Below are 12,526 nucleotides of genomic sequence, written 5' to 3' on the forward strand. Positions count from 1 at the left end.
CCTCAGATCAGCCGCACCGTCGGAAATGCCGCGCAGCCCGATGAGCGGGATGTCGAACAGCTGGCAGGCACGCAAGCAGGCGAAGGTTTCCATGTCGACCATGTCGGCGGCGATCGCTTCGTACGCCGCGCCGGTAATGATGGCGCCGCCGGTCGACAGTGTCGCCTGCTTGATTTCGGGAATACGCAGCGGCAGCGGTACGGTCACCGGCAGGTCGAGAAACGGCGTGGCGCCCTTCTCGAAGCCCAGCGGCGAGGCATCGATGTCGCGATAGGCGGCCGAGACCGCCTGGTAGATTTCCGTCTGTTCCAGGGTCCGGCTGCCGGCCGAGCCGAGCGATACGACAAGGTCCGGCAATGCTTTTGCGGATTTCAACCAGGAAAGCTCGGCACCCAGCCGTACGCCGGCTTCGACCGGCCCGACACCCGTCATCAGCGGGGTGAACAGCCGCTGCAAATGCGGGCCGTATTCGGCCTTCGCCGCCATGACGAAGAGGACATCCTTGCCACCAATTCGCACGACGTTGCCGGTCATGATCTGCTTCTCCCTGTCCCGGCCCTTCGCTATGGCTCCGGGCGTTCGCCGCTCGAAAAGCCCATTTGGGGGCTTTTTGTCCGCTGCGCGGACCGCTCCTCACCCTGCTATGCCGTCGCGACCGACCACCGTCATCATCGTCCCGGTCATGGTGGCGATCAGCTTGGCCTCACCGTCGGCGGCGAAGGCATAGGCCTGGCCGTCGGCAACGATGATGGTGCGGCCGGGTTTGGTCACCGACCCGCGGAACAGAAAGCGCTCGCCCCGGCCCGGCGCCAAAAGGTTGACCTTGAACTCGATGGTCAGCACGCCGGAATTTTCCGGCATCAGCGAGAACGCCGCATAGCCGCAAGCCGAGTCCAGCGCCGTCGAGATGACCCCCGCATGCAGGAAGCCATGCTGCTGGGTCAGCGCCGCCGAATAGGGCATCTCGATCTCGATGATGCCGGGCGTCACCAATGTCAGTTCGGCGCCGATCGTCGCCATCGCCTGCTGGCGCGCGAAGGACGCCCTGACGCGATCCTCATAGTCCGGAGCCGGTACGATCTTCGCTGCCATCGCCATTGCCTTCACGTTTGCCGGGAAAGCTTATCGCAGAGGCATAAGCGGCAGGCAAATGCTTTTGCTGCACTGCAACAAAACGACATCGAGGCGTCCTGGGCTGCGGACTCATGAAAGCGAAGCGACAATCTGATGGCCGCCAAGGCCATGCTCGCGCACGCGAGCACAATCGCTCACGCGAATGTCGCAATTGAGCGCCAGTTCGGCGCATCTCATGTCGACCCTCTCACCACGCCCGGTACAAATTATTGGTCAGGTCAGTTGGCTCAAGGAGAATTTGCATGCGTGGTCACTGCTTATGTGGCGCTATTGCTTTTGAAGTCGACGGCCCGGCACAAGCATGCGTGGTCTGTCATTGTGAAAGTTGTCGGCGGCAATGTTCCGCGCCGATGACCGCCTACATTGGCGTCCTGGAAGGCCAATGGCGATGGCTAAGCAAGCCGCCAAAGGTGTTCAACTCTTCTCCCGGTGTGGAAAGAACATTTTGCGATCACTGTGGTACGCCGCTGTCCTTCCGCTCGAAGAAGATGTCCAATGTCATGCATTTTTTCTCGGCAGCGATGGAGGAGCCGGAAAAATTCGCACCGACGCTGCATGTCGCTTTTGAGGAGAAGCTCCCTTGGTTGAAACTCGCCGACGGCCTGCCGACACGGTTTGGGCCTGACTATACGAAAAACTAGTTCAACCAGAGAAGCGAAGCGTTGAGCAGAGTGGCGAACGCCACCCATGCCGCATACGGCGCGAACAGCCAGCCGGAAAGCCGATCGCGGGTCGAGACACTCACAATGAACAGCACGATGCTCGCGAGAAGAAACACGATGACGACCAGAGCCAGTTCCATCATTTTCGCGCCGAAGAAGGTTGGCGACCATAGGAAATTCAGCACGAGCTGGGCGCCCCAGATCTTCATCGCAGTGCCCGCCGGCTCTCGCCGCCATGTCCGCCAGCCGGCCACGGCGATCAGCACATAGAGCAGCGTCCAGGCCGGCGCGAAGGCCCAGTTGGGCGGATTGAAGGAAGGCTTGGCCAGCGATGCATACCAGGCACCCGGCAAATTGGCGTAGCCGATCAGCAGGCCGCCGCCCAGCACCAGAACGAGAAAAAGCAGAAGCGACGGATATCTTTGCAAGACCTTACCCCATGGCGGCCCGACGCCGCGCATCTGCAAGTGGGGCGCGGCCGGCACCTGTCAACGGCAGCGTCAGTTCGCCCGGCGCATGGCGCAGAAGTAAAATCCGTCAGTGCCGCTCAGCGCCGGCGAGAGCGAAATGCCACCCAGGGCACCGATCCGCATCGCGGCGGCATGGCCTGGAAAGTGGCTGTCCCAAAGCTGGCGATGATCGACCGAGGCAAAGCCGCCGTGCCGCTCGCGAAACGCGGCGACCTGTTCGCCATTTTCCTCGTCGAACACGGAACAGGTGATGTAGACCAGCAGGCCGCCGGGTTTGACATAGGTTCTGGCGGCATCGAGGATCGTCGACTGCTCGCCCTTGCGGGCGTCGAGTTGTCTCTGCGTCAGCCGCCATTTGGCGTCGGGACGCCGCCGCCAGGTGCCGCTGCCGGTGCAGGGCGCGTCCACCAGCACGATGTCCATATGATTGGCGAGCGGGGCAAGCTCGGCCGGCTTGGTGGCGACCTGCACATTGCGGTTTTCCGAGCGGCGGATACGGTCGAAGATCGGCGCCAGCCGCGCCTTTTCGGCATCGTGAGCGAAGATCTGACCGTGATTGCCCATCGCAGCCGACAGCGCCAGCGTCTTGCCGCCGGCGCCGGCGCAAAAGTCGAGCACCTGCATGCCAGCCGTCGCGCCGGCAAGCGCTGCCGCAATCTGCGACCCCTCGTCCTGGACCTCGAACCAGCCTTTCTGGAAGGCCGGCTCGGCCTGCACGTTCGGGTGTCGGCCGTCACCGTCGATCGGCGGGATGCGGATGCCGTAGGGTGCGATCCGTGCGGCGCTGGCACCGGTCTGCTTCAGTTCGGCCAAGACCTTGGCGCGATCGGCCTGCAGGGTGTTGACCCGGATGTCGAGCGGCGGACGCGTGGCAAGTGCTGCGCCCTCCTCGACCCATGTCCCGCCAAAGGCCCGTTCGAATAGCGGTTCGCACCAATCGGGTATGTCGGCGCGAACCGCGGGCGGCGCATCTGCAAGCCGGCGGTCTGCGATTGCCTGGAGTTCCGTGGCGCTCAGCAGCGGCGGCGCGAACTTGTCACCTTCGAGCGCAGCGTTGAGCGACTGCCCCGTCTGACTCCATTCGAGCAGCAGCGCCCCGAAGCCGATGGCACGCGGCGTGTCTTCGCCCAGCAACCAGCCGGCGGAGCGTTTGTGGCGCAGCGCGTCGTAGACGATGTTGCCGATCGCGGCGCGATCACCACCGCCGGCGAAGCGATGCGACAGGCCCCAATCCTTCAGCGCATCGGCCACAGGCCGGTGACGCCGACCAATGTCCTCCAGCACTTCGATGGCCGCAGCCAGCCGTCCGCCCAGTCGCATTCGTCATTCCATCAAATCGAGCACATGAATCCCAGGGCCTGCTCTTAGAGCCTTTCACGTCCGGATTGAACCCCGCTCCATCGCGCACCGTCGAGACACCGCCGACCAGGCCCAGCGGATCTAGCCGACCAATAAATCTCCCCGGTTCGCGAAAGCAGATCGATCAATAGATGAAAGGTCTCTAATGTTCGTAACTGGCGACTGCAAGCACGGCTTGTGGAGCAACCGCTCTGCTTTCCAAGTTTTTCGGTTGGGAATACTCTTGCCGCCATGATTCGCGGCGCGGAAACCGTGGACCGGCGGATCGTCACGAGGAGAGGGCAATGAAGACTTATCTGGCGGAAGTTCTAGGCACATTTCTGTTGGTGTTCATCGGTACGGCGTCCGTGGTGACGGGCGGCTTCGGCGGCGCGCTGCCGCTTGGTCAGGAGGGCATCGGCCTGGCATTCGGCATCGGCCTCATCGCAGCGGCCTATGCGATCGGCCCGATTTCGGGCGCGCATCTCAACCCGGCGGTGACGCTCGGCGTCTTCCTTGCCGGCCGGCTGCCCGCCAAGGACGTCATCCCTTATTGGATCGCGCAGATCATCGGGGCCATCATCGCCTCTCTGGCATTGTGGATCATCGTTTCCGGCCAGGCCGGCGGCCACACCGGCGGCTTCGGCGCCAATGGCTGGGACGAGACGAAATGGGGCATGAGCTCGGCGTTCCTGTGGGAGCTGATCGGCACCTTCACCTTCGTCACGGTGATCCTCGGCGTTACCGCTGAAAAGCACTCGACGGCTTTTGCCGGTCTGGTCATCGGCCTGACGCTGGCGGGCATTCACTTCGCCATGATCCCGGTCACCGGCACCTCGGTCAATCCGGCGCGCTCGATCGGCCCGGCGCTGTTTACCGGCGGTGCCGCGCTCAGCCAGCTCTGGCTGTTCATCGTCGCGCCGTTGATCGGTGGCGCCATTGCCGGCGTCGTCGCCAAGGCGCGTGTCTTCGAGAAGGATTGATTTCCGGAGCCCGAATGCAAAAGGCGCGGGCCATGGCCCGCGCCTTTTTCGTACATTCTTAAGTTCGGATCAGGCGGCGATATCAAAGCGATCGGCGTTCATCACCTTGGTCCATGCCGCAACGAAATCCCGGGCGAATTTCTGCCCGGCGTCCCCGGATCCATAGACTTCGGCCAATGCACGCAACTGCGCATGCGAGCCGAAGATCAGATCGGCACGGGTGCCGGTCCACCTGACCGCCTTGGTCTTGCGGTCGCGCGCCTCGTAGACCTCTTCCGAGCCCGGCTCGGAGCCGGCAGCCGGATCCCACACCGTGCTCATGCTGAGCAGGTTGACGAAGAAGTCGTTGGTCAGCGTACCCGGCCTGTCGGTGAACACGCCGTGCTTTGACTGCCCGGTGTTGGCACCAAGCACCCTCAGACCGCCGACAAGCACCGTCAGCTCCGGCGCCGTCAGGCCCAGCAACTGCGCCCGGTCGACCAGCATGGCTTCGACCGACATGGGCTGCTTGCCCCTGACATAGTTGCGGAAGCCGTCGACTTTCGGCTCGAGCGGGGCAAAGGAGTGGACGTCCGTCTGCTCCTGCGAGGCATCCATGCGGCCTGGCGTGAACGGCACCTTCAGATCGTTGCCGCCATCCTTCGCCGCCTTCTCGACCGCGGCAACGCCACCGAGCACGATCAGGTCGGCCAGCGAGACCTTCTTGCCACCGGTATTGAACTCCTTCTGGATGGCTTCGAGCTTGGCCAGCACCTTCGACAATTGGGCCGGCTCATTGACGGCCCAGTCCTTCTGCGGTGCCAACCGGATGCGGGCGCCGTTGGCGCCGCCGCGCTTGTCGGAGTTGCGGAAGGTCGAAGCCGAGGCCCAGGCTGTCGAGACCAGTTCGGAAACCGACAGGCCGGAGGCCAGGATCTTGGCCTTCAGCGATGCGATGTCCTGGTCGCTGACCAGTTCATGATCGATCGCGGGGATCGGGTCCTGCCAGATCAGCTCTTCCTTCGGCACCAACGGGCCGAGATAGCGCACGACCGGACCCATGTCGCGGTGGGTCAGCTTGAACCAGGCGCGGGCGAAGGCATCGGCGAACTGGTCCGGATGTTCGTGGAAACGACGCGAGATCTTCTCGTAGGCCGGGTCCGCCCGCAGCGCGAGGTCGGTGGTCAGCATGGCCGGCGCGTGACGCTTCGAGGGATTGTGCGCATCCGGCACCGTGCCGGCACCGGCGCCAGCCTTCGGCGTCCACTGATGGGCGCCGGCCGGACTCTTGGTCAGTTCCCATTCATAGTTGAACAAATTGTCGAAGAAGTTGTTGCTCCACTTGGTCGGCGTCGTCGTCCAGGTGACTTCGAGGCCCGAGGTAATGGCGTCGCCGGCAATGCCTGAGGCATGCTTGCTCGACCAGCCGAGACCCTGCGCCTCGATGCCGGCGCCTTCGGGTTCGGCACCGACCAGTGAGGCGTCGCCGGCGCCATGGGTCTTGCCGAAAGTGTGACCGCCGGCGATCAGCGCCACGGTTTCCTCGTCGTTCATGGCCATGCGCGCGAAGGTTTCCCGGATGTCGCGGGCCGAGGCAAGCGGATCGGGCTTGCCGTTCGGGCCTTCCGGATTGACGTAGATCAGGCCCATCTGCACGGCGCCGAGATGGCCGCGAAGCTCACGGTCGCCCGAATAGCGCTCGTCGCCGAGCCACTTGGTTTCGGAACCCCAGTCCACGTCCTGCTCTGGCTCCCAGACATCGGCGCGGCCGCCGGCGAAGCCGAAGGTCTTGAAGCCCATCGATTCCAGGGCGACGTTGCCGGTGAGGATCAACAGGTCGGCCCAGGAAATCTTGCGGCCATATTTCTGCTTGACCGGCCAGAGCAGGCGGCGCGCCTTGTCGAGATTGGCATTATCCGGCCAGCTGTTGAGCGGCGCGAAACGCTGCTGGCCCGCTCCGGCGCCGCCGCGGCCGTCGCCAATGCGGTAGGTTCCGGCGCTGTGCCAGGCCATGCGGACGAACAGCGGCCCGTAATGGCCAAAGTCAGCCGGCCACCAATCCTGCGAGTCCGCCATCACATGGTGCAGATCCTTGATGACCGCATCGAGATCGAGGCTTGCGAATTCCTTGGCATAGTCGAAGTCCTCGCCCATCGGGTCGGACAGGTTCGACTGCTGGTGGAGAACGCCGAGGTCAAGCTGGTTCGGCCACCAGTCACGGTTGGTCCGGCCGGCGGATCCATGCGCCACGGGGCATTTGCCCGCGCTGTTATCGTCGGTTTTCGCGTCCATCTCTCACTCCAATTTTGCCGAGGTTTGATTTTGCCGAGGTTGATTTTTGCCGAGATTTTGGGGGCGGCCGGCGGCCCGCGCCAATCTGGAACGGTTCCAGACTAGGCCACACTGGCGATAAAAACAAATTGCCTTTCCTGTTTATTTCGATAGGATTTTCTTATGACAGGCTTGACTGCATGATCGGATTGACAGTTCGCCAGATGCACTATTTCGACGCGCTGGCGCAAACGCTGCATTTCGGGCGCGCGGCGAAACTTGCCGGCGTCAGCCAGCCGGCGCTGTCTTCCCAGATCGCCGAAATGGAGCAACGGCTGAACTGCCGGCTGTTCGAACGCGGGGGCAGGTCGGTGCGCATGACGGACGAAGCGATCACTCTGTTGCCGCGCATCGAGCGCATTCTGGCTGACATACGTGACGTGGAAACGACGGCCCGGCGCGGCCGCACGGCGATGGAGGGACGCTTCCGGCTGGGCATCATCCCGACCGTCGCGCCCTATCTTCTGCCGCGCGCCCTGCCCGAACTGAAGAAACATTTCCCGGCCTTGCTGCTCGAATTGCGCGAGGCGGTCACCACCTCCCTGGTCGAGGACACCGCATCGCGAAAACTCGATGCCTTCATCGCCGCACTTCCGCTCGACCATCCCGGGCTGATCACCGAGGCGCTGTTTCCCGACCGGTTCTTCCTGGCCGTGCCATCAGGCGATCCGGCCTTTGCATCGCCGCCGGTTCCACCCGAGAGCCCGGCGCTGGAGAGACTGATGCTGCTGGAAGAAGGCCATTGCCTGCGCGAACAGGCGCTGGCCGTCTGCGGCAATGTGCGGCCGGTGGCGATGGCAAGCTACGGCGCCACCAGCCTGACGACGCTCCTGCAGATGGTGGCGCATGGGCTCGGCGTCACACTCATCCCCGAAATGGCGGTCGGCCCCGCCGGCACTATCCCCGACCTCAAGATCGTGCCGTTCCAGGAGCCGATGCCGCAGCGCATGATCTGCCTTGCCTGGCGGCGCAACAATGCGCGGCATGGCGAATGCGTCGAGCTGGCGAAGATCATCCGGGGCCTCGGCGCGGCGGTGCTGGCTGGCTGAGAGCCGGTCTAACCGGCGCTACAGAACCCTGGACAGGAACTCGCGGGTGCGCGGCGATGTCGGGTTGGCGATCATCTCGCGCGGCGCGCCGCGTTCGACGATCACGCCGCCGTCCATGAAAACGAGCTGGTCGCCGATCTCACGGGCGAAGCCGATCTCATGGGTGACGACGACCATCGTCATGCCGCTCTCGGCAAGGTCGCGCATGACCTGCAGAACTTCGCCGACCAGTTCCGGATCGAGCGCCGAGGTCGGCTCGTCGAAGAGCAGCACCTTGGGCTTCATCGCCATGGCGCGCGCGATCGCGACACGCTGCTGCTGACCGCCGGACAGTTCGCGCGGATAGCGGTCGATCTTGTCGGCGAGGCCGACACGCCGCAGCAGCACCTCCGCCTCGGCCTTCGCCTGGTCCAGCGGGATTCGCCGCACCTGCGTCGGCGCCTCGATCAGGTTCTCCATCACGGTCATGTGCGAGAACAGGTTGAACGACTGGAACAGCATGCCGATCTCGGCGCGGCGCCGGCACAGAAGATCGTCCTTCACCTCATAGAGCTTGTCGCCCTGGAGGTCGTAGCCGACGAACTGGCTGTCGACGAGCAGGATGCCGCCGCTGAGCTTTTCCAAATGGTTGATGCAGCGCAGGAACGTGCTCTTGCCGGATCCCGACGGACCAATGATGCAGGCGACCGATCCCTCCGGCACATCGAGGTCGACGCCTTTGAGAACTTCAAGCTGGCCATAGGTTTTGCGCACGCCGCGCGCGAACACCATGGAATCGGCCGGCACGCCGAAGCGGGCACGATTTTCGGATTTCACATCGCTCATCGGGCAAGGCCGCGCAGGCTGATGGCGTTGCGCAAGGCGCGCATCGTCAGGGGGTCGCGGCGGATATCGCTGCGGCCGAAATGGCGCTCCAGGAAATGCTGCCCGACCGACATGATGCTGACCACGGCGAGATACCAGAAGGCGACCACGATCAGCAGCGGGATCGTCTCGAAGGTGCGCGCGTAGATGCTCTGCGCGGTGTAGAACAGGTCATCGACGGCGATGAACGTTACCAGCGAGGTCATCTTCAGGAGGTTGATCGCCTCATTGCCGGTCGGCGGCAGCACGAAGCGCATGGCTTGCGGCAAGGTGATGCGCTTCAGGATCATGCGATAAGGCATGCCGAGCGCGCTCGCCGCTTCCGACTGGCCGGACGGCACCGACTTGATGCCGGCGCGGATGATCTCGGCCATGTAGCCGGCCTCGCACAGCGAAAGCGCGACGACGGCAGAGAAGAACGGGGTCATGAAATCATTGGTGCGCACGGAAAACAGCGTGCCCAGGAACGGCAGCGTCAGCGAGATCTCGCGCACCAGCAGCGACAGGTTGAACCAGAAGATCAGCTGGATCAGCGCGGGCACGCCGCGGAAGAACCAGACATAGACGCCGGAAAAGGCGCGCAGCACCGGGCTCGGCGACACCCGCATGATGGCGATGACGGTGCCGACCACGATCGCCAGCACCATGATGATGACGGTAAGCATCAGCGTGTTGCCGAGGCCGCGCATGATCGAGGGATGGAACAGGTAGCCGGCTGCCGTGCCCCAGGCAAAGGCCGGGTTGCTGGCGAAAGCGCGAATGATCAGGAAGGCCAGCAGCAGGGCGAACGCCGTGCCGATCCAGATGCCATAGCGGCGCTGCGGCACGACGATCAGTCGTGACACCGCCGCGGCGGCGCCCGGCTCGATGTCGATCTCGGTCGGGTGGGCCACGCCCATCAGATGCCTCCAGGTTGCGGGCCGGCGCCCGATGAAGCATCAGGCGCCGGATAGTCTCTATTCGGCGCGAAGCGCGTCCATGGAGCCAACGAAATACGGTTCCTTGATCGCGTAGGCACCCATGCCGTACTTCTCCAGGATAGCCTTGTACGTGCCGTTCTTGAACAGCTCGGCAAGTGCCGCCACCATCATGCCGGCGGTCTCCTTGTCGTCCTTGGCGATCGCCATGCCGAGTGGCGCGACTTCATAAAGCGTCGGCAGGACCACCAGTTGCCCTTTGCTCGTCACCTCGAAATAGCTCGATGCCGTGGCATCGTCCATACGCCCGTCGACGCGGTCCGAAAGCACGGCCTGGACGATATCGGTAGAGGAATTGAACACCGACTTTTCGATCGCCTTCTGGCCCTTGTCGGTGCATTCCTTGCCGAGCTTGTCGACCAGGAAATCCGAAGCACTGCCGGCCGAGACGCCTATGCGCTTGCCACAGAGCGGCGTGTCGCCGCTGAAGCTCGCCTTCTTGTCGGGTGACGTCGATACGGCGAGGCCCGCTTTCAGGAACATGACGAAATCGACCTGCTTCAGGCGCTCCGGCGTGGCCGAAAAGGTCTCCCAGGCGATCTTGAAGCGGCCGGCCGCGAGGCCCGGGATCATCGACGGGAACGGCGTGCGCTGGATATCGAGCCTGGCGTCGACGAGCTTGGCCACCTCGCCGGCGAGTTCGATGATGATGCCGGTCTGCTTGCCGTCGGCGTCGAGATATTCGAACGGCGCGAAGTCCAGCGTGTTGGCGACGGCGAGCGTTCCGCTCTGCTTCACCTCAGCCGATTTCGGCACATCGGCGGCTTTGGAAACCCCGCCCCAGACGGTGGCGGAGACCGCCAGCGCGAGACTGGTCATTCGCAGATATCTGTTCATTGCTGTTCCCCTTTCTTGTCCTGTTTACGATTCTTGTCCTGTTTACGATCTTTGTGGCAGAGCCCGAGCCGGTGGCCGGCGCGGGCTCGGCATTCCTTACGAAGCAGCGGCTTCGGCCGCCTTCTTCTTGCGGTAGTGATAATTCTTGTCGATGCGCTCCATCAGGTAATCGCCATAGAGCACCGGCTCGTATTTCGGCCGTGTGCCGGCCGGCACGCAGACCGGAAGTGCGGCGATCGTTTCATCCATGGACGGATCGAAGAAGAAGGGCTGCGAATAGCGCTCGCGTCCGGAGCGGTTGATGACGCGGTGCGGCGTCGAGACGAACTGGTCGTTGGACCAGCGCGCCAGGATGTCGCCGACATTCATGACGAAGGAATCCGGAACCGGAGGTGCTGGAACCCAGTTACCGGCCTTGTTCTTGACCTCGAGGCCGCCGACATTGTCCTGCGCCAACAGGGTGATGAAGCCATAGTCGGTGTGGGGGGCCGAGCCGAACAGGCCCTCTTCCTGGGGCTGCGTCGGATAGTGCAGCAGCCGCAGGAAGGTCGTCGGCTGCTCGAAATAGCGGTCGAGGCTGTCGGAGGGCAGCCCGAGCGAGAGCGCGATGGCACGCACCATCTTGCGGGCGAGCGTGCCCATCTCCTTGACATAGCGCTCGATGGTCTCCCTGAAGCCGGCAAGAGCGGCCTCGTCAGGCCACTGGTTGGGGCCTTGCAGCGGCTTGCCGGCCAAAGCCCGGGGATCGTCGGCGCCGACCTCGTGCATGAAGAAGATCGATTCGCTCTGGTTCGGCTTGCTGACCGCCGCCACGGACGAGGTCACGATGGTCGAGCCGGCAAAGGGCAGGAAGCCGCGGAAATTCTTGTCGATCTTCAGCTTGGCCTTCTCCTCCTCGGGCAAGGCGAAGAAACGCTTGGAGGCCTCGCGGACCGCTTCGACATCGGCGCGCGGAATGGGGTGGCCGGTGACATAGAGGAAGCCGATCGTCTCGAGATAGCGGCGCAGTGTCGCTGCCGTCGCCCGGATCGCCGCTTCGTCGTCGCCATAGAGCGCCGAGACGTCGAGGATCGGAATTTCGGAAAAATCGCCGCGCTCTTGTCCATCCATTTTCGAACACCCTGTCTTGAACATAAGATACAGTACTGTATTTCTACACATCCGAACGGCCTCATCAATAGGCTTTCGATCGCAAAACGAAGGACGCGGCATCATGGCACCACGCAAGATCATCATCGACACCGATCCCGGCCAGGATGACGCCTTCGCCATCCTCTTCGCACTGGGGTCGCCCGATGAACTCGACGTGGTCGGCATCACTACGGTCGGCGGTAACGTGCCGCTTGCACTGACCTCGAAGAATGCGCTCAAGGTCGTGGAGCTTGCAGGGCGGCCGGATGTGCCTGTTTATGCCGGCTGCCCGGCGCCGATGGTGCGCACGCTGATCACCGCCGAATACGTCCATGGCGAAACCGGCCTCGACGGCGCCGACCTTGCCGAACCGGTGACGCCGCTACAGGACGAACACGCGGTCAACTACCTGGTGCGCGCGATCATGGACGCGCCTGAAGGCGAATTGACCGTCTGCACGCTCGGGCCGATGACCAATCTGGCCATGGCCATGACCATGGAGCCGAGGATCGTGCCTCGCCTGCGCGAAGTGGTGCTGATGGGCGGCGGCTTCTTCCAGGGCGGCAACGCCACGCCGGCCGCCGAGTTCAACATCTTCGTCGACCCGCACGCCGCGCACAAGGTGTTCGACAGCGGCGTGCCGGTGACCATGGCGGGTATCGACTGCACCTACACCGCACTGATGACGCCCGAATGGCTGGACCGCCTGCGCGCCACCGGCAGCCCCGCCGGCGTCTCGCATTTGTGGGTGCCCTACTGGCGGTCGCAGGC

Annotated in this window: 14 protein-coding genes; 5 read left to right on the forward strand and 9 right to left on the reverse strand. The window is 63.7% G+C overall.

Annotated features, from left to right (window positions below):
• Together EOA36_RS12355 and EOA36_RS12360 are read right to left on the reverse strand one after the other, a co-directional pair.
• A partial coding sequence (locus EOA36_RS12355) for a 5'-methylthioadenosine/S-adenosylhomocysteine nucleosidase (RefSeq protein WP_127277874.1) occupies positions 1 to 534 on the reverse strand: 534 nt, incomplete at its 3' end.
• Between the two features lie 99 nt (positions 535 to 633).
• Positions 634 to 1,092 (reverse strand): PaaI family thioesterase, encoded by a 459-nt coding sequence (locus tag EOA36_RS12360; RefSeq protein ID WP_023686843.1) that lies wholly within the window; start codon positions 1,090 to 1,092, stop codon positions 634 to 636.
• A 135-nt stretch (positions 1,093 to 1,227) separates the two neighbouring features.
• On the opposite strand from EOA36_RS12360, the gene EOA36_RS37240 reads away from it, so the two are divergent.
• Both EOA36_RS37240 and EOA36_RS12365 read left to right on the forward strand, forming a co-directional pair.
• Positions 1,228 to 1,488 (forward strand): hypothetical protein, encoded by a 261-nt coding sequence (locus EOA36_RS37240; protein WP_167531250.1) that lies wholly within the window; start codon positions 1,228 to 1,230, stop codon positions 1,486 to 1,488.
• Positions 1,485 to 1,775 carry a GFA family protein gene (locus EOA36_RS12365; RefSeq protein WP_245464331.1) on the forward strand — a complete coding sequence of 97 codons (291 nt, stop codon included), beginning with the start codon at positions 1,485 to 1,487 and terminating at the stop codon, positions 1,773 to 1,775. The genes EOA36_RS37240 and EOA36_RS12365 overlap by 4 nt, the downstream gene beginning before the upstream one ends.
• On the opposite strand, the gene EOA36_RS12370 is transcribed toward EOA36_RS12365, so the two are convergent.
• Both EOA36_RS12370 and EOA36_RS12375 read right to left on the reverse strand, forming a co-directional pair.
• Complete coding sequence (locus tag EOA36_RS12370; protein ID WP_127277884.1) at positions 1,772 to 2,257, reverse strand: TspO/MBR family protein; 486 nt, start codon at positions 2,255 to 2,257, stop codon at positions 1,772 to 1,774. The genes EOA36_RS12365 and EOA36_RS12370 overlap by 4 nt on opposite strands.
• Positions 2,258 to 2,296: 39 nt before the next feature.
• On the reverse strand, positions 2,297 to 3,586 hold the full coding sequence (locus EOA36_RS12375; protein ID WP_127277876.1) for an RsmB/NOP family class I SAM-dependent RNA methyltransferase: 1,290 nt from the start codon (positions 3,584 to 3,586) through the stop codon (positions 2,297 to 2,299).
• A gap of 323 nt (positions 3,587 to 3,909) precedes the next feature.
• Here EOA36_RS12375 and EOA36_RS12380 point away from each other — a divergent pair, with 323 nt between their 5' ends.
• Complete coding sequence (locus tag EOA36_RS12380; RefSeq protein WP_127277877.1) at positions 3,910 to 4,587, forward strand: MIP family channel protein; 678 nt, start codon at positions 3,910 to 3,912, stop codon at positions 4,585 to 4,587.
• A 69-nt stretch (positions 4,588 to 4,656) separates the two neighbouring features.
• Here the strand turns inward: EOA36_RS12380 and katG are convergent, their stop codons facing one another.
• Positions 4,657 to 6,858, reverse strand: coding sequence for a catalase/peroxidase HPI (gene katG, locus EOA36_RS12385; protein ID WP_127277878.1), 2,202 nt, complete (start codon positions 6,856 to 6,858; stop codon positions 4,657 to 4,659).
• 179 nt (positions 6,859 to 7,037) lie between these two features.
• Between katG and EOA36_RS12390 the strand changes: the two genes are divergently transcribed.
• Positions 7,038 to 7,946 carry a hydrogen peroxide-inducible genes activator gene (locus EOA36_RS12390; protein ID WP_127277879.1) on the forward strand — a complete coding sequence of 303 codons (909 nt, stop codon included), beginning with the start codon at positions 7,038 to 7,040 and terminating at the stop codon, positions 7,944 to 7,946.
• An 18-nt stretch (positions 7,947 to 7,964) separates the two neighbouring features.
• Here EOA36_RS12390 and EOA36_RS12395 read toward each other — a convergent pair whose 3' ends face one another.
• From EOA36_RS12395 to EOA36_RS12410, 4 genes are all read right to left on the reverse strand, one after another.
• Complete coding sequence (locus EOA36_RS12395; RefSeq protein ID WP_127277880.1) at positions 7,965 to 8,771, reverse strand: amino acid ABC transporter ATP-binding protein; 807 nt, start codon at positions 8,769 to 8,771, stop codon at positions 7,965 to 7,967.
• Positions 8,768 to 9,709: an amino acid ABC transporter permease gene (locus EOA36_RS12400; RefSeq protein ID WP_127277881.1), complete on the reverse strand. Its 942-nt coding sequence runs from the start codon at positions 9,707 to 9,709 to the stop codon at positions 8,768 to 8,770. The genes EOA36_RS12395 and EOA36_RS12400 overlap by 4 nt, the downstream gene beginning before the upstream one ends.
• Before the next feature lie 57 nt (positions 9,710 to 9,766).
• Positions 9,767 to 10,624, reverse strand: coding sequence for an ABC transporter substrate-binding protein (locus tag EOA36_RS12405; protein WP_127277882.1), 858 nt, complete (start codon positions 10,622 to 10,624; stop codon positions 9,767 to 9,769).
• Positions 10,625 to 10,720: 96 nt separating this feature from the next.
• A complete protein-coding gene (locus EOA36_RS12410; protein ID WP_127277883.1) occupies positions 10,721 to 11,734 on the reverse strand; it encodes a 2OG-Fe(II) oxygenase family protein in 1,014 nt (337 codons plus the stop codon).
• Positions 11,735 to 11,837: 103 nt separating this feature from the next.
• Between EOA36_RS12410 and EOA36_RS12415 the strand changes: the two genes are divergently transcribed.
• Positions 11,838 to 12,526: nucleoside hydrolase (locus tag EOA36_RS12415; RefSeq protein ID WP_145969156.1), on the forward strand; the 689-nt coding region annotated here is incomplete at its 3' end.

It is taken from the genome of Mesorhizobium sp. M8A.F.Ca.ET.021.01.1.1 (genome assembly GCF_003998025.1).
Classification (GTDB): Bacteria; Pseudomonadota; Alphaproteobacteria; order Rhizobiales; family Rhizobiaceae; genus Mesorhizobium.